The sequence below is a fragment of the uncultured Actinobacillus sp. genome (assembly GCF_945915845.1).
In the GTDB taxonomy this organism is placed as follows: Bacteria; Pseudomonadota; Gammaproteobacteria; order Enterobacterales; family Pasteurellaceae; genus Exercitatus.
Map to the genome: position 1 here is coordinate 1 of NZ_CAMEFX010000045.1, position 15,433 is coordinate 15,433.

Below are 15,433 nucleotides of genomic sequence, written 5' to 3' on the forward strand. Positions count from 1 at the left end.
GCAAAAAATAAGCTCCGCCGCAGCCTTTTATTGAAAGATAAACAGACCCTAATATTCACCAAAATAAAAATTGCCCACAAAAGCACAAACCCCGAAATACCTTTCGGGGTTTGTTATTAGTCTTTAATTTGCACATGAACCGTAATTTCTTCACGATCATGATATAAATGTTTCGCCTGTATTCGAAATTTTAAACCATGGCGTTCTAATTGATCGGCTAAATTTTGTAAACAACGTTGTACTTCCACGTAACGTTTTTTCATTGGTAATTTTAAGTTAAAAATACTCTCTCGACACCAACCGTTAACCAACCATTTAGCCATTAAGGCCACAATACGGCTAGGTTGTTCAACCATATCACACACTAACCAATCCACTCGTTTACGCTTCGGAGGCTGAAATTTAAAACCATCTTCGGAACAATGCTCAATACGCCCCGTATCATGTAAACTTGCAGCCATTTTGCCATGATCAACGGCATACACAAATAAACCACGACGCACTAATTGATAGGTCCAGCCACCGGGGCAAGCACCAAGATCTACTCCTATCATATTTTCTGTAAAACGTTTTGTTTCCTCTTCCTTTGGAATAAATGTCAAAATTGCATCATCTAGCTTTAAAGTTGAACGGCTTGGTGCTTCTATTGGAAATTTCAAACGAGGGATGCCCATATAATATGCGGAATGATTGTTGTTATAAGAGTAACCCACATAACAAGCATTAGACTGCACAAAGAAACAATGCAAGGTAATACCACTTTTTTTGACTTCTTTAAAACTTAACCAACCTTGTTTCTTCATTGCTTGACGCAAGGGAACAGTAAATTTCCGGCAAAATGTTGAGAGTTCTTTCGCTTCGTTCGTATCGGCCGTTTCGACCCAAATTTCCGTGCTATGTTTAAGATTTAAGTGCAATTGAGTATCTTTAAATGTTGCAATAATTGGGCTAATACGATCTTCTGGTGATAATTCAGTAAGCAAATCAGAAACCACCACCATTTGACGAGCAAAGATAAGTTGATTAAAGGGAATTTCTCGTGCAAGACGATCCGCTTCTCCGATTTGATAGCATTCGAAAATAACATAACCCGAGTTTTCTTGAACTCTTGCAAAGCCAAATACACCAAGTTCTGCGGCTTTATCTGTTATTTCTGCTGCAACTTCTTTTTCAAAACCAATACGACAATATAAGGCTAATTTATTCATTTACTCGTATCCTGCTCCATCGTCTTCAAAATCCATTCACGGAATGCGCGAATAGTCGGATTATGATCATTTTTAATATCACTCACAACAAAAAATGATTTAGGATCATTTAATTCTGTTGGTAACACAACTTGTAAATGCCCATAGTCAATTTCTTGTTGGGCTAAAATACGGTTGGCAATCACAATACCTTGCCCATGAATTGCCGCTTGCAAGCCCATAAATGTATGACTAAATACAACCCCTTGCTGTGTATCTAGCGATGTAATATTGAGGTAATCTGTGATCATTTTCCAATTATCACGGGTGTGAATATGGATAAGATGATGTTTTTGTAAATCCTCTTTGCTATTGACCGGAATACTCTCAAGTAATTTAGGCGAGGCGAGCATCACTAACTGCTGAGAAGACAGTACATCTATATGAACATCTTTCCAATCTCCACGCCCATAATATACTGCAATATCCGTATCCGCATTAAGCAAATTATCATCATGATCTGCCGCTTTAATCCGAACATCAATTTCAGGATATTGGGCATTAAAGGATCCCAAATGCGGCACTAACCAATGATTTGCAAAAGTTTGTGGCACACAGACAGTTAAGTGCGGTCGATTTTGACGCATTTTTTGTGTAGCTTCGGCAATTTGATAAAGTAATGGGGAAATTTCCGCATAATAACGCTCCCCTTGAGGAGTTAATTCAAGAGCGCGATTTTTGCGCACAAACAGTTCCACATCTAAAAAATCTTCTAATAATTTAACCTGATGGCTAATTGCTGCTTGCGTAACATAAAGCTCTTCTGCTGCTTTTGTAAAACTTAAATTTCTTGCCGCACGTTCGAAAGCTTTCAATGAATTCAAGGGGGGCAAACGTTTAAACATTTTTCTTTCCATTCTGTTTTTTTTATTATATAATGAATTGATTTCTTTCAGATTAGTTTTTCTAATCTATCACATAAGTATTTCTCGTTTGTCTATTTCAAACAGCATTTCTATAATATCCACATACTTAATGATTGGTAATTCCTTAATTGATTAAGAATTTATTCTTAGTTAAGTATTATGTTGTGTTTGCATATTGTTTGGGAAACCAAACAGCGTTATTTATTTTCCGGAATAAATAGCGATTTAACTTCCTGTATATTTTTGACCTGATTTTGGGTTCTAAACACCGTACTCTCTGTACGGTGTTTTTTTATGTCTGAATTCTATCACAATACCGAGTAAAAAACGCAAATAATTGTTTTCAAGCCAATCAGAATGGCGTATATTTGACAAAGTTTTTTAAACTCAAATGACGCTGTAAGGAATAAAAATGAAAGATCTTGATTGGAATAACCTTGGATTTAGTTATATTAAAACGGATTTCCGCTTCATTGCACATTGGAAAGACGGTAAGTGGGACGAGGGTAAACTTACTACAGATAATACACTCCATATTCACGAAGGTTCAACTGCTCTCCACTATGGACAACAATGCTTTGAAGGTTTAAAGGCTTATCGCTGCAAAGATGGCTCCATTAATTTATTCCGTCCTCATGAAAATGCCAAACGCATGCAAAAAACGGCCGAACGTTTATTAATGGCACCTGTTCCAACAGAATTATTTATTCGTGCTTGTACCGAAGTTGTTAAAGCAAACCAAGAATGGTTAGGTCCATATGGTTCAGGTGCAACTTTATACTTACGCCCATTCTTAATTGGTGTAGGTGAAAATATTGGTGTGAAGGCCGCACCTGAATATATTTTCTCTGTATTCTGTTGCCCTGTAGGTGCGTATTTTAAAGGTGGTTTAGCTCCATCTAACTTTATCACTACTGATTATGATCGTGCTGCTCCTATGGGTACGGGGGGTGTAAAAGTGGGTGGTAACTATGCAGCAAGTTTATTACCGCATGAATTGGCTGCGGAACAAGGTACGGCAACACGTAAATTTGCTGATGCAATTTATTTAGATCCGAAAACTCACACTAAAATTGAAGAAGTCGGTGCAGCGAATTTCTTTGCTATTACCAAAGACAATAAATTTGTTACGCCAATTTCTGAATCTATTTTACCAAGTATCACGAAATATTCTCTTTTACATATCGCGAAAGAACGTTTTGGCATGGAAACCATTGAGGGGGATGTTTATATTGATCAATTAGACCAATTTGTGGAGGCGGGTGCTTGTGGTACAGCAGCGGTCATCACACCAGTGGGCGGCATTCAGCACAAAGATCATTTCCATGTGTTCTATTCGGAAACGGAAGTAGGCCCTATTACACGCAAGCTTTACGAAGAACTTACAGGTATTCAATTTGGTGATAAACCAGCGCCCGAGGGGTGGATCGTAAAAGTTGCATAATTATTTTGATAAGCACGTTTCGGCGTGCTTTTTTTATTGTTTTGTAAAGTTAGTTAAAGACCATTCTCAACTAGCAAAATATCGTTTAAAATGTCACAACCTGACTTAATATGGCATTTCATTATGAAGCTGAATTTTCCAACATTTCTTACCCTATTCCGTGTAATACTCATTCCTTTTTTTATCATTGCTTTTTATTTGCCTGTGAGCTGGTCTCCTTTTGCCGCAACAGCAATATTCTTCATCGCCTCGATCACGGATTGGTTTGATGGCTATCTTGCAAGAAAATGGAAGCAAACAACAAGATTTGGCGCATTCTTAGACCCTGTTGCGGATAAAGTGATTGTAGCCGCTGCTTTAGTCTTAATTGTAGAATATTATCACGCCTTTTGGGTGACATTACCGGCTATTGTCATGATTGCTCGGGAAATTATTATTTCCGCATTGCGTGAATGGATGGCGGAAATTGGTAGCCGCACCACTGTTGCCGTATCTTGGATTGGGAAGGTTAAAACAACAGCACAAATGTTAGCACTAGGTGGATTACTTTGGCGGCAAGCACCTTGGATGGAAATTACAGGCTTTATTTTACTTTACATCGCGGCAATATTAACGGTTTGGTCAATGCTTCAATATCTAAAAGCCGCGAAAGGATCGCTCTTAGACGATCTCAATTAACTAAGATAGGTTTTATGGGACGGAGTGATATTCCGTCCTTTATTTTTGGAAAATACTTTTGATTTTAACCGCACTTTTTCTTACTAAAGAAGTATACTATTTTAACTCTCCTTTTTCTCACTTTACATATAGGACTACACTATGCAAACCTTATTAAAAATAACCAACTTTGCAAGTAAAACCTTTGCCATTTGGGTACTGTTATTTGCTTATCTTGCATTTCAATTTCCAGAAACCTATAAACAATTTGCCCCTTATATTCCTTACTTACTTGGTATTGTCATGTTTGGAATGGGAATTACACTAACTTTCAACGATTTTGGCGAAGTCTTCAAGCATCCTAAATCAGTGTTTATTGGTGTTGTGGGGCAATTTGTTATTATGCCTACTATTGCCTTTGTTTTAGCGAAGTGTTTTGATTTACCTGCTGATCTCGCTATTGGTGTGATTTTGGTCGGTTCATGCCCCGGCGGTACATCATCCAATGTAATGACCTATTTAGCTAAAGGAAATACCGCGCTTTCTGTTGCTTGTACGACTATTTCTACCCTACTTGCTCCGCTACTAACACCTGTTATTTTCTATGTTTTAGCAAGCCAATGGTTAGAGATTGATGCTACGGGAATGTTTATTTCGGTATTAAAAATGGTGCTATTTCCGATTTTCTTAGGTCTAGTAGTACGTGCTTTATTCAAAAAACAAATCACCGAAATCAGTCAAACGATGCCATTAGTATCCGTTATTTCAATCGTCTTAATCTTGGCTGCAGTGGTTGCCGTCAGTAAAGACAAAATTGCGGAATCAGGTTTATTAATCTTTGGTGTTGTGGTTTTACATAACTGTTTAGGCTATTTAGTTGGCTTTTTTGCGGCAAAATTATTAGGGCTGAATATTGCTGATAGCAAAGCAGTTTCCATTGAAGTGGGGATGCAAAACTCAGGTTTAGGTGCCGCACTGGCTGCAGCACACTTCAACCCGATTGCTGCGGTGCCAAGTGCAGTATTTAGTTTCTGGCACAATGTATCTGGTCCAATTTTGGCGAATATTTTCTCGAATATTAAAAATGACGATAAAGCCTAATAAACGCTGAATACAAAAAACGCTTAGCCAAAAGGTTAAGCGTTTTTTTATTGATTATTGAATGGCTTTCTTACGTGAAGCCCGACGCTTCATACGACGAATAAAACGCGTGACACGCCATGCTCTTGTAATGGAATAAAGATACAAGAAAAATAAAAGAATAAATGCACCAAACATCAACCATTCGTTCACATAAAATACTTCACCCAAAATACCAAAGGTAGCACATAATGCGGCAAATGCGGTAATCGCAAGAAAAGCTTGACGAGAAGTTAATCCTGCCCGAACCATTAAGTGATGAACATGTAAACGGTCTGGTTTGAATGGGCTTTTGCCTTTACGTACACGGCGATAAATAACGGCGATCATATCAATTAATGGGATAGCAATAATCCATAACGCTGTAACAGGGTTCATGGGGTGGCCATGCCCTTGAGTGCTTAATAGCAAAATCCAGATCATCGTAAACCCGATTAAGGTACTTCCGCTATCGCCCATAAAAATTTTATATTGCTTACCAAAAGGAATACACAGATTGAACATTGAATAAGGAATTAATGCCGCAATCAAGGCAAAACACCAAACCGCAAGATCCCATTGATTATCCATAATCAACAAAATTCCCATTGCAGCAAAACCTACACTTGATAACCCGCCAAGTAATCCGTCTATACCGTCAATCATATTGAATGCATTGATGACAGCAATGGTCGCTAACACTGTGATGACAAAACCAACAGCACCAAGTGTTACTTGAAATGGCCCAATAATCTGCCCTAAATTATCAAGGGATAATTTACCAAAATAAATCATCGCAACAGACAAACCAGCTTGAATCACTGCGCGCAAAGCCGCACTCAGGTCAAAACGGTCATCCAATAAACCAATAATCAGCAATACGGTTAACGAAAATAAATATAGCCAAGGCAAACGCATCTGATCCCATTGGAAAATATAGAAGCACAGGTTGCCCATAAATAATGAAACACCGCCCAGTAAAGGAATCGCACCTTGGTGACGTTTACGATAATTCGGTTTATCCACTAAGCCTATTTTTTCTGCCACGGGGCGCATTGCCACAATGGTCGAGAAAGAAACAATGAAGGTAAAAATAAAACTAAGCCACAACATTTTAATGCCTTATTTTAGAAGTGATTTGTTTGATAAAACGTGCCAAAGCATACCATAAAGTAGCATTTTAAGATATGGATTTTTAGAGTACAATAGACGGACTTTTAGCAAAAAATTTGGAAAAAATCATGTCAAATTCAACCGCACTTTTTAATCGTGCTCAACAAGTTATTCCTGGTGGTGTAAATTCACCTGTTCGTGCTTTCAAAGGCGTAGGCGGCACCCCTGTATTTATTCAAAAAGCTGCTGGTGCTTACATTACAGACACCGATGGTAAACAATATATTGATTACGTAGGTTCTTGGGGCCCTATGGTTTTGGGACATAACCACCCTGCCATTATAGATGCCGTATTAAAAGCAGTGCCGAACGGTTTAAGTTTTGGCGCGCCCACAGAAGGCGAAATTACTTTGGCAGAATTGGTTTGTAAATTAGTACCATCCATTGAAATGGTCCGTATGGTCAGTTCAGGCACCGAGGCGACCATGTCAGCCATTCGCTTAGCTCGCGGTTACACCAAACGCGATAAAATCATAAAATTTGAAGGTTGTTATCACGGTCATTCCGATAGTTTATTAGTCAAAGCAGGTTCTGGCGCATTAACATTAGGTCAACCAAGTGGCCCCGGAGTTCCAGCGGATTTTGCAAAACATACCTTAACTTGCACTTATAATGATTTAAACTCCGTCAAACAAGCCTTTGAGCAATATCCAACAGAAATTGCTTGCTTAATCGTTGAACCTGTTGCAGGCAATATGAATTGCATTCCACCACAAGAAGGTTTCTTACAAGGACTTCGCGAACTTTGCACCCAATATGGCGCCGTCTTTATTATTGATGAAGTGATGACCGGTTTCCGAGTCGCTCTAGGTGGTGCGCAATCTTATTATGGCGTCACACCTGACTTAACTTGCTTAGGTAAAATTATTGGTGGCGGCATGCCTGTAGGTGCATTTGGCGGCAAACGTGAAATTATGGAATACATTGCCCCAACCGGCCCGGTTTATCAGGCCGGCACACTATCAGGTAATCCGATTGCTATGGCGGCTGGGTTGGCTTGTTTAACGGAACTAGCCAAACAAGGCAATGAAGAAATCTTAGCGACTAAAACGCAAAAGTTAGCGGAAGGCTTAAAAGCTTTGGCTGATAAACATCATGTACCATTCTGTGTACAATATGTAGGCGGTATGTTTGGTTTATTCTTTACCGAGCAAAGTGCGGTCACTCATTTCCAAGAAGTCATGAAATGTGATGCTGCAAAATTTAACCGTTTCTTCCATTTAATGTTAGAGCAAGGCGTTTATCTTGCGCCTTCTGCCTTTGAAGCTGGTTTTATGTCACTTGCGCATTCTGATGCGGATATTGACCGCACTTTAGCCGCAGCGGATATGGCTTTTGCGCAATTGTAACTGATTAAGCTGTTTTGTTTTTATGAAAGTTTGGTAGAATAACCAAACTTTCTTATCAATTATTACGAGATTTTTATGGCATATACAACTTTCTCCCAAAACAAAAACGATCAACTCAAAGAGCCTATGTTCTTTGGTCAAAATGTTAATGTTGCCCGTTACGATCAACAAAAATATGAAACCTTTGAAAAACTGATCGAAAAACAACTTTCTTTTTTCTGGCGACCGGAAGAAGTGGATGTTTCACAGGATCGTATTGACTACGCCGCATTACCAGAACATGAAAAACATATTTTTATCAGCAATTTAAAATATCAAACGCTATTGGATTCTATTCAAGGCCGTAGTCCAAATGTGGCATTATTGCCTTTAGTTTCCATTCCTGAATTAGAAACTTGGATCGAAACTTGGACATTTAGCGAAACCATCCACAGCCGCTCATATACTCACATTATCCGCAATATCGTCAACGATCCTTCTATCGTTTTTGATGATATCGTGACTAATGAAGAAATCATTAAACGTGCAAAAGATATTTCACGTTACTATGATGATTTAATTCGTGACAGCCAACTTTATGGTTTATATGGTGAAGGGACTTATACTGTAGATGGCAAGGAATCTGTGGTTTCATTGCGTAATCTGAAAAAACAACTTTATCTTTGCCTTATGAGCGTTAATGCACTAGAAGCCATTCGTTTCTATGTATCATTTGCTTGTTCATTTGCCTTTGCGGAACGTCAATTAATGGAAGGTAATGCGAAAATCATCAAATTTATTGCTCGTGATGAAGCCTTGCATTTAACAGGTACCCAGCATATTTTGAATATTATGGCGGCAGGGCAAGACGATCCTGAAATGGCCGAAATTGCGGAAGAATGTAAACAAGAGGCTTACGACTTATTTGTTGCCGCCGCAGAACAAGAAAAAGCTTGGGCGGATTATTTATTTAAAGATGGCTCCATGATCGGTTTAAACAAAGATATTTTGGTGCAATATGTAGAATATATCACCAATATCCGTATGCAAGCCGTTGGTTTACCGTTGCCGTTCCAAGCACGTTCTAACCCAATTCCTTGGATTAACGCGTGGTTAGTCTCAGACAATGTACAAGTTGCACCGCAAGAGGTGGAAGTGAGTTCTTACCTTGTGGGACAAATTGACTCAAAAGTCGATACGAGCGATTTTGGCGACTTTGACTTGTAATAGCCATTAAACAAAGTGCGGTTAAAAATCTTGATATTTTTTGACCGCACTTTTTATTTTTTTGGAAAGCGATGAAAATCTATCAAATCACATTATTACAATCTGCTCAGATTTTGACACATTCCAATCAAGTTTCATTACTTGAAACCTTGGAGAAAAATGACATAACACATGAATACCAATGTCGCAGCGGTTATTGTGGTTCTTGTCGTGTCAAAATGAAAAAAGGCAAGGTCTCTTATAAAGAACATCCCCTTGCCTTTCTTAATCCTGACGAAATTTTGCTTTGTTGTTGTCAGGTTGAAACGGATCTTGAATTAGAGCTCTAAATTACCACCAACCAAGCATCTTCATCCAAATACCACCAACACCAAACCAAATGACTAACGAGACAATAGAAACAATAAAGCTTACACCCCACCATTGTCCTGTACTATTATAACCTGAACCATATAATGCCGGACCAGGACCACCTGCATATTGGGTCAAACTCATTGATAAGGTTGATGTATAACCTAAACCAATCGCTGCGATCATTGGCGGTGTACCGACAGCGATAGCCGCGGCTAAGAATGCTAAATACATAGCTGAAATATGTGCCATTGCAGAAGCAAAGAAATAACGAGTATAGAAATAAACTAATACTAATATTGAAAATGCTACTGGCCAACTAAATACGCCGACAGAACCAGCAATATGGTTTGATACCCAAGTAATTGCACCATATTTATTCAACGCATTCGCCATCATGACTAACACAGCAAACCAAAACATCGTATCCCAAGCGGTAGTTTCTTCAACGATATTTTTCCATGTCATAATATTAGTAAAGAGCAAAATGACTAATCCGATAAAGGCTGAAACCGTTGCCGGAATATGGAAAACCAAATCCCCGACAGTCCAAAGGAATAACAGTAAAACGAAATCAAGTGCAAGAATAATTTCTGCTTTGCTCATCGGTCCCATATTTTTTAATTCATCACGCGCCATTTCAGCCATTTTAGGCGTATCTTTTAACTCTGGCGGATAAATCAAATAAACAAAATAAGGCAACACAATTAAGCTGATAATCCCAGGGACAATCGCACCTAAAAACCATGTCATCCAAGTAATATCTACACCTTGCCCTTTGGCTAGCTCTGCAATTAATGGGTTCCCCGCCATCGCGGTTAAGAACATCGTACAAACAATGGTATCAATTTGTGACACTGCAATGGCTAAAAATGCCCCCGCGCGACGTGCTGTTGGACCTGGTTTTGAATCGTACGCATCCGCAATAGATTGCATGATCGGGTACATAATACCACCGCCACGTGCTGATGCAGATGGAATACCCGGACCAATCACCACATCGGCTAATGCCATACCATAAGCCACACCCATCATTTTTTTACCGAAACGAGCCACAAAATAAAGAGCAATACGTTTACCTAATCCAGTTTTGATTACCGCACGAGATAAGAACATCGCAATACCAATGAGCCAGATTGTGCCGTTGGCAAAACCCGAAAGCATACCCACTTCACCTTGTTTAGCTGAGAGAGGGGTTAGTCCAGTTAATCCACTCACAACTAAAGCAACTAATGTTGCGGCTCCCATTGGCATCGCTTTAGCAATAATCGCGACAATAGTTGCCACAAATAATGCGAGCATACCCCATGCTTTTGCTGTCAAACCTTCAGGCGTTGGACAAAGCCAAATCGCCAATCCTACTAAAATAGCAAGAAGTAAACCCTGCCATTTAAAGCCGAGTTTTACTTCGATAGTGGGTTTTGTTTGGGTTGTCATCTTACTTTTCTCCGACAAAATAAAAAAGGGAATATCGAATGATATTCCCCACAATAAAACGAATGTGCCTATTGAGCTATCATCATTCCGCCTGCAGTCTAACATACCCATAAAGAGTAATAAAGAATGCTCAATAGCAAAACGATTGCGCTTAAATCCAATATAAAAATAACCGCACTTTATTATAAATTATTTAAATCTAAAACATCTGTCATATCGTATAAACCATTTTCTTTCGTTGAAATCCATTTTGCTGCGCGTACAGCACCATTAGCAAAAGTCATTCGACTTGATGCTTTATGTGCAATTTCTACTCGCTCACCAATATCGGCAAACCAAACCGTATGTTCCCCCACAACATCGCTTGCACGAATAGTAGAAAAACCTATCTCATCGCGTTTACGCTCACCGGTAATACCTTCACGACAAAAAACACCGTGTGTTTTTAGATCTCGACCTAGAGTTTTAGCAATATGTTCGCCCATTGAAAGTGCCGTACCAGATGGCGCATCAACTTTATGACGATGATGAGCCTCGATAATTTCGATATCACAATAATCGCCCATCACTTTTGCCGCTTTTTCCAATAATTTGAAAACCAAATTTACGCCAACGCTATAGTTTGATGCAAACACAATCCCAATTTTTTCGGCGGCTGCTTTAATGGCGGTTTTACCTGCATCATCAAAGCCTGTTGTTCCTAAAACAAGTTTTTTATGATTTTCCACACAAAATTTAATATGCTCAAGAGAACCTTCCGGGCGTGTGAAGTCAATAATCACATCAAATTTCTCTTTTTCTGCATTTAAATCTTCTGCAACTTTCACGCCAATAGCACCAATGCCGGCTAATTCACCGGCATCAGCACCGACTAAAGAAGATCCTTTACGTTCAAATGCCGCACCTAATTCCACACCTTCAGTATGATATACCGCTTGAATTAATTGGCGTCCCATACGACCACCGGCACCGACAACAGCAATTTTTAATGTCATATTTTTTTCCTTTTCAATGATCAGTTAAATTCTGTAAAACCACTATAAACTAAAAAAGCACCAAAACCTAAGAAAATAATCCCTGCCACATTATCAATATAACGGCTATATTGGCTATAAAAACGTTTGGCGAATGGGCGAGAGAAACAAAGTGAAAGCAAATAAAAATAAACAAACGTTTCTACAATAATAATAAATAAGGCTAATCCCATTTGCCATAATTCAGTAATATTTATTAATATCAAAGACATAACACTAGAAAAATAGACTATCGCTTTTGCATTAGACAGATTAACGAATAATCCTTTTAAGATTTCTTTTTTAATACTTGTCTTTTGATTTAATTCCTTTTCACTAGCAGCTTCAAAAACAGCGTTTGTTCGACTTTTTGCCATTTGTAAGCCGATATACATCAAATAGCTTCCACCGAGCATCATGATAATGCCGTGTAATGCAGGTGTCGTAGCAAATAAAATCGCCAACCCTAACATTGCCGCCAACGCCCAAATCGCCACGCCAAACGTAATACCGATAATACCGCAAACAGTATTTCGTTGGGAATTACTGGCCGCCATTCGTGTCACATAAAAGAAATCAGGCCCTGGTGTCATTAAACCAAATAGATGAACAATGATGAGATTGATCATAATAATACGTCTAATCCAACAATAACAATCACCCCATAGATGGCGGCTAAAACATCATCAATCATAATGCCAAATCCATTTTCTAATTTTTCATCAAAAATTTTAATGGGATAAGGTTTAAGGATATCGAAAAAACGGAAAACCACAAAGGCAATGAAGCTCCAATACCAATTAATTTCGGGGATAAATAATAAACAAATCCATACCCCAACAAATTCGTCCCAAACAATTGAACCATGATCATGAACGCCCATATCATCGGCCGTTTTTTGGCATAAATAACAGCCTAAAGCAAAAGAAAGTGCGGTCAAAATAGCGAAAGAAATATTGCCCATTATCGGCAATAACAGCACACCAATAATTAAACCCGCCAAGCTTCCCCAAGTGCCGGGTGCAGGATGAATCAGCCCTGAGCCTAATCCAACAGCTAAAAAATGGACCGGATTTTTTAAACGGATACGTGATAACGGATTTTCTGTCATGGAATGTTAAAACATCAATATTGAAATAGAAAAAGTGGACATTCCTGCCCACTTTATAAGATATTACTTGCGACCCAACGCAGGCGCGACTTTATCTAATACACCATTAATGTATTTATGGCTATCTTCCGCCCCAAAGGTCTTCGCCAATTCAATCGCTTCGTTGATAACCACTTTATAAGGTACATCTAACTCAAATTTGAGTTCATAAACGGCTAAACGCAAAATCGCTTTTTCAATTGGCGTTAGTTCTTCTGACGCGCGGTCTAAAAATTCCGCCATGGTAGCATCAACACTATCTAAATTTGCCACAGCACCACGGAACAATTTACGAAAATAAGGAACATCAACACCTTTTAAATCTTGTTCTGTCACAAAGGATAACTCAACTTCAGCCGCATCATTTTGTGATACATACCAAGAATATAATGCCTGAATTGCACATTCACGCGCGCGGCGGCGTGGGCTTACTTTTTTCTCTGCCATATTCATTACGCCGCGTTGATTTGATCTAAAAGGTTTACCATCTCAAGAGCAACTAATGCGGCTTCTGCGCCTTTATTACCTGCTTTCGTTCCAGCTCGCTCAATAGCTTGCTCAATATTTTCAGTAGTTAACACACCAAACGCCACGGGGATATCTGAATGAAGTGCCACGTGACCTAAACCACTACTCGCTTCACCTGCAACATATTCAAAATGCGCTGTACCGCCACGAATAACCGTACCTAATGCCACAATCGCATCAAATTTTTTCGTATCCGCCAAACGGCGAACCGCTAAAGGTAATTCATACGCACCCGGTACTTTCACTAAAGTAATATTTTCTTCTTTAACTTGTCCTACGCGTTTTAATGCGTCAACAGCCCCATCAACTAGGCTATCATTAATAAAATGGTTAAAACGAGCGACTACCACGGCGATTTTTGCATTTGGTGCGCTTAATTGACCTTCTAAAACATTCATATTATTTCCTTTTAAACATAGGGATAAATTGAGCCGAATTCTAGCACAAAAAAAACATTCTATCAGCTGTTATCTTTGGCTTTCCTTGTGACTTAGTTGCTCAATTCTCTACAAAGTAAACAAAAACACCACGAAATTTTCGTGGCGTTTCCATAGGAGCTATTTATTTTTTAATAAACCAACCTACTTAATAATACGCAAGTGGGATGTTGTTTTTGACGATGCCGTTGTTTTTTTCGGTTCCGCCTTTGGTTTTTCCTGTGTTTTTTCCACCGCACTTTTAGCTGGGCCTGTTTGAGATTTATCTAGCTCATCATAAATCGCCTCAGGTTCAAACATCACGCCATCGCCATTTTCACGTGCATAAATGGCAAGAATCGCGCCCATAGGAATGTACAATGCGCGAGGAATACCTTGAAAGCGCGCGCTAAACTCAACGGTCTCATTACCAAGTGCTAAATTACCCACAGCACCAGGTGATAAATTCAAGACAATTTGCCCATCTTTAACATATTCTTGCGGGACATCCACACCGTAATAAGTCGCATCTACGACTAAATAAGGGGTAAAATTATTATCCAATAGCCAATCATAATAGGCTCGCAATAAATACGGACGTTTAGGGGTAGATTTATATTCCATTATTTGTCATCCATTAAATTTTTTGGTGCTGCACTACCAATAGATTGCATAAATGAATCACGTCCAAAAACACGATCCATATAACCATTGATGGCTTTGCTGCCTGCGCCAGTAAAAGTTACGCCAAGTTCTTTTAAACGCCACAATAATGGTGCGATATAACAATCCACCAGACCAAATTCTTCACTCATAAAGTAAGGATATTGATTAAAAATTGGAGCAACCGCAAGTAATTCTTCTTTCAATTGCTTCAAGGCTTCTGCTCGTTCGACTTCCGAACCATTTTCTGCTTTCGCTAAAGTTGGATACCAGTCTTGCTCGATGCGTAACATTAACAAACGGCTTTTACCACGCGCCACAGGATAAACCGGCATTAAAGGGGGGTGTGGAAAGCGTTCATCAAGATATTCCATAATGATACGTGAAGTAAATAGCACTAAGTCGCGATCCACCAAAGTCGGAAGCGTACCATAAGGGTTTAATTCCATTAATTCTTCAGGCACAGCATTGGGATCGACATTTTCCGTTTCGTAAGCAACGCCTTTTTCCGCTAAAACAATTTTCACTTGATGGCAATAAATATCTGATTTATTAGAAAAAAGAGTCATTATTGAACGTTTATTTGCCGCACTGGTCATCTATTCCTCCGCTGATGTAAAATGCAATTAACAGCTTTACAACCCTGCTGTTTAATATCTAAAATTTCGAGTTAAAAAACGTGCTTATTTTACCACAAATCACATAGGTACTTTCAACCCCTTAGGATGGATTATTCAATTTCTTAAACAAAAAATATAAAAAAAATTGCAGCCCAATGGACTGCAATTTCTTGAATATAAACGAAAATATAAAA

Annotated in this window: 17 protein-coding genes; 6 read left to right on the forward strand and 11 right to left on the reverse strand. The window is 38.9% G+C overall.

The genetic code is table 11. The annotated features are described in order from the left end of the window. Nucleotides 1-116 precede the first annotated feature (116 nt). Together rlmM and Q0O89_RS08925 are read right to left on the reverse strand one after the other, a co-directional pair. Nucleotides 117-1,208 carry a 23S rRNA (cytidine(2498)-2'-O)-methyltransferase RlmM gene (gene rlmM / locus Q0O89_RS08920; protein WP_293731383.1) on the reverse strand — a complete coding sequence of 364 codons (1,092 nt, stop codon included), beginning with the start codon at nucleotides 1,206-1,208 and terminating at the stop codon, nucleotides 117-119. Further along, nucleotides 1,205-2,092 (reverse strand): transcriptional regulator GcvA, encoded by an 888-nt coding sequence (locus Q0O89_RS08925; RefSeq protein ID WP_293731384.1) that lies wholly within the window; start codon nucleotides 2,090-2,092, stop codon nucleotides 1,205-1,207. The genes rlmM and Q0O89_RS08925 overlap by 4 nt, the downstream gene beginning before the upstream one ends. A gap of 433 nt (nucleotides 2,093-2,525) precedes the next feature. On the opposite strand from Q0O89_RS08925, the gene Q0O89_RS08930 reads away from it, so the two are divergent. The 3 genes from Q0O89_RS08930 to Q0O89_RS08940 all read left to right on the forward strand — a co-directional run bounded on the left by Q0O89_RS08930 (nucleotide 2,526) and on the right by Q0O89_RS08940 (nucleotide 5,315). Further along, nucleotides 2,526-3,557 (forward strand): branched-chain amino acid aminotransferase, encoded by a 1,032-nt coding sequence (locus tag Q0O89_RS08930; protein ID WP_293731385.1) that lies wholly within the window; start codon nucleotides 2,526-2,528, stop codon nucleotides 3,555-3,557. A gap of 123 nt (nucleotides 3,558-3,680) precedes the next feature. Beyond that, entirely contained in the window at nucleotides 3,681-4,235 is a 555-nt protein-coding gene (gene pgsA / locus Q0O89_RS08935; RefSeq protein WP_293731386.1) for a CDP-diacylglycerol--glycerol-3-phosphate 3-phosphatidyltransferase, read from the forward strand. 141 nt (nucleotides 4,236-4,376) lie between these two features. Continuing rightward, nucleotides 4,377-5,315 carry a bile acid:sodium symporter family protein gene (locus Q0O89_RS08940; RefSeq protein WP_293731387.1) on the forward strand — a complete coding sequence of 313 codons (939 nt, stop codon included), beginning with the start codon at nucleotides 4,377-4,379 and terminating at the stop codon, nucleotides 5,313-5,315. Nucleotides 5,316-5,369: 54 nt separating this feature from the next. On the opposite strand, the gene wecA is transcribed toward Q0O89_RS08940, so the two are convergent. Further along, complete coding sequence (gene wecA, locus Q0O89_RS08945) at nucleotides 5,370-6,443, reverse strand: UDP-N-acetylglucosamine--undecaprenyl-phosphate N-acetylglucosaminephosphotransferase (RefSeq protein WP_293731394.1); 1,074 nt, start codon at nucleotides 6,441-6,443, stop codon at nucleotides 5,370-5,372. Between the two features lie 131 nt (nucleotides 6,444-6,574). On the opposite strand from wecA, the gene hemL reads away from it, so the two are divergent. The 3 genes from hemL (at nucleotide 6,575) to yfaE (ending at nucleotide 9,390) form a co-directional block, all read left to right on the forward strand. Then, the gene (hemL, locus tag Q0O89_RS08950; RefSeq protein ID WP_293731388.1) at nucleotides 6,575-7,855 is read left to right on the forward strand and encodes a glutamate-1-semialdehyde 2,1-aminomutase; all 1,281 of its coding nucleotides are present in this window, start codon (nucleotides 6,575-6,577) and stop codon (nucleotides 7,853-7,855) included. A 75-nt stretch (nucleotides 7,856-7,930) separates the two neighbouring features. Further along, complete coding sequence (gene nrdB, locus Q0O89_RS08955) at nucleotides 7,931-9,061, forward strand: class Ia ribonucleoside-diphosphate reductase subunit beta (protein ID WP_293731389.1); 1,131 nt, start codon at nucleotides 7,931-7,933, stop codon at nucleotides 9,059-9,061. Nucleotides 9,062-9,132: 71 nt separating this feature from the next. Beyond that, nucleotides 9,133-9,390: a class I ribonucleotide reductase maintenance protein YfaE gene (yfaE, locus tag Q0O89_RS08960; protein WP_293731390.1), complete on the forward strand. Its 258-nt coding sequence runs from the start codon at nucleotides 9,133-9,135 to the stop codon at nucleotides 9,388-9,390. Nucleotide 9,391: 1 nt separating this feature from the next. Here yfaE and Q0O89_RS08965 read toward each other — a convergent pair whose 3' ends face one another. The 8 genes from Q0O89_RS08965 to sspA all read right to left on the reverse strand — a co-directional run bounded on the left by Q0O89_RS08965 (nucleotide 9,392) and on the right by sspA (nucleotide 15,218). Next, on the reverse strand, nucleotides 9,392-10,849 hold the full coding sequence (locus Q0O89_RS08965) for a DASS family sodium-coupled anion symporter (protein WP_293731391.1): 1,458 nt from the start codon (nucleotides 10,847-10,849) through the stop codon (nucleotides 9,392-9,394). A gap of 182 nt (nucleotides 10,850-11,031) precedes the next feature. Next, nucleotides 11,032-11,844, reverse strand: coding sequence for a 4-hydroxy-tetrahydrodipicolinate reductase (dapB, locus tag Q0O89_RS08970; protein ID WP_293731392.1), 813 nt, complete (start codon nucleotides 11,842-11,844; stop codon nucleotides 11,032-11,034). Between the two features lie 20 nt (nucleotides 11,845-11,864). Continuing rightward, on the reverse strand, nucleotides 11,865-12,491 hold the full coding sequence (locus Q0O89_RS08975; protein ID WP_273396329.1) for a homoserine/threonine efflux transporter: 627 nt from the start codon (nucleotides 12,489-12,491) through the stop codon (nucleotides 11,865-11,867). Beyond that, on the reverse strand, nucleotides 12,488-12,973 hold the full coding sequence (locus Q0O89_RS08980; protein WP_293731393.1) for a phosphatidylglycerophosphatase A: 486 nt from the start codon (nucleotides 12,971-12,973) through the stop codon (nucleotides 12,488-12,490). The genes Q0O89_RS08975 and Q0O89_RS08980 overlap by 4 nt, the downstream gene beginning before the upstream one ends. A gap of 63 nt (nucleotides 12,974-13,036) precedes the next feature. After that, nucleotides 13,037-13,459, reverse strand: coding sequence for a transcription antitermination factor NusB (gene nusB, locus Q0O89_RS08985; RefSeq protein ID WP_135709538.1), 423 nt, complete (start codon nucleotides 13,457-13,459; stop codon nucleotides 13,037-13,039). A gap of 5 nt (nucleotides 13,460-13,464) precedes the next feature. Then, nucleotides 13,465-13,938: a 6,7-dimethyl-8-ribityllumazine synthase gene (gene ribE, locus Q0O89_RS08990; RefSeq protein ID WP_273384463.1), complete on the reverse strand. Its 474-nt coding sequence runs from the start codon at nucleotides 13,936-13,938 to the stop codon at nucleotides 13,465-13,467. Between the two features lie 183 nt (nucleotides 13,939-14,121). After that, nucleotides 14,122-14,580, reverse strand: coding sequence for a ClpXP protease specificity-enhancing factor (locus Q0O89_RS08995; protein ID WP_273314607.1), 459 nt, complete (start codon nucleotides 14,578-14,580; stop codon nucleotides 14,122-14,124). After that, on the reverse strand, nucleotides 14,580-15,218 hold the full coding sequence (gene sspA / locus Q0O89_RS09000; RefSeq protein ID WP_135709535.1) for a stringent starvation protein SspA: 639 nt from the start codon (nucleotides 15,216-15,218) through the stop codon (nucleotides 14,580-14,582). The genes Q0O89_RS08995 and sspA overlap by 1 nt, the downstream gene beginning before the upstream one ends. Nucleotides 15,219-15,433: the final 215 nt, after the last annotated feature.

Excerpts from the sequence above, each read along its gene's own strand:
- ribE (WP_273384463.1), bottom strand. The coding sequence starts at position 13,938 with ATGAATGTTTTAGAAGGTCAATTAAGCGCACCAAATGCAAAAATCGCC.
- Q0O89_RS08930 (WP_293731385.1), top strand. The coding sequence starts at position 2,526 with ATGAAAGATCTTGATTGGAATAACCTTGGATTTAGTTATATTAAAACG.
- Q0O89_RS08925 (WP_293731384.1), bottom strand. The coding sequence starts at position 2,092 with ATGTTTAAACGTTTGCCCCCCTTGAATTCATTGAAAGCTTTCGAACGT.
- Q0O89_RS08975 (WP_273396329.1), bottom strand. The coding sequence starts at position 12,491 with ATGATCAATCTCATCATTGTTCATCTATTTGGTTTAATGACACCAGGG.
- Q0O89_RS08965 (WP_293731391.1), bottom strand. The coding sequence starts at position 10,849 with ATGACAACCCAAACAAAACCCACTATCGAAGTAAAACTCGGCTTTAAA.
- rlmM (WP_293731383.1), bottom strand. The coding sequence starts at position 1,208 with ATGAATAAATTAGCCTTATATTGTCGTATTGGTTTTGAAAAAGAAGTT.
- nrdB (WP_293731389.1), top strand. The coding sequence starts at position 7,931 with ATGGCATATACAACTTTCTCCCAAAACAAAAACGATCAACTCAAAGAG.
- Q0O89_RS08995 (WP_273314607.1), bottom strand. The coding sequence starts at position 14,580 with ATGGAATATAAATCTACCCCTAAACGTCCGTATTTATTGCGAGCCTAT.
- Q0O89_RS08980 (WP_293731393.1), bottom strand. The coding sequence starts at position 12,973 with ATGACAGAAAATCCGTTATCACGTATCCGTTTAAAAAATCCGGTCCAT.
- hemL (WP_293731388.1), top strand. The coding sequence starts at position 6,575 with ATGTCAAATTCAACCGCACTTTTTAATCGTGCTCAACAAGTTATTCCT.
- yfaE (WP_293731390.1), top strand. The coding sequence starts at position 9,133 with ATGAAAATCTATCAAATCACATTATTACAATCTGCTCAGATTTTGACA.
- nusB (WP_135709538.1), bottom strand. The coding sequence starts at position 13,459 with ATGGCAGAGAAAAAAGTAAGCCCACGCCGCCGCGCGCGTGAATGTGCA.
- sspA (WP_135709535.1), bottom strand. The coding sequence starts at position 15,218 with ATGACCAGTGCGGCAAATAAACGTTCAATAATGACTCTTTTTTCTAAT.
- Q0O89_RS08940 (WP_293731387.1), top strand. The coding sequence starts at position 4,377 with ATGCAAACCTTATTAAAAATAACCAACTTTGCAAGTAAAACCTTTGCC.
- pgsA (WP_293731386.1), top strand. The coding sequence starts at position 3,681 with ATGAAGCTGAATTTTCCAACATTTCTTACCCTATTCCGTGTAATACTC.
- dapB (WP_293731392.1), bottom strand. The coding sequence starts at position 11,844 with ATGACATTAAAAATTGCTGTTGTCGGTGCCGGTGGTCGTATGGGACGC.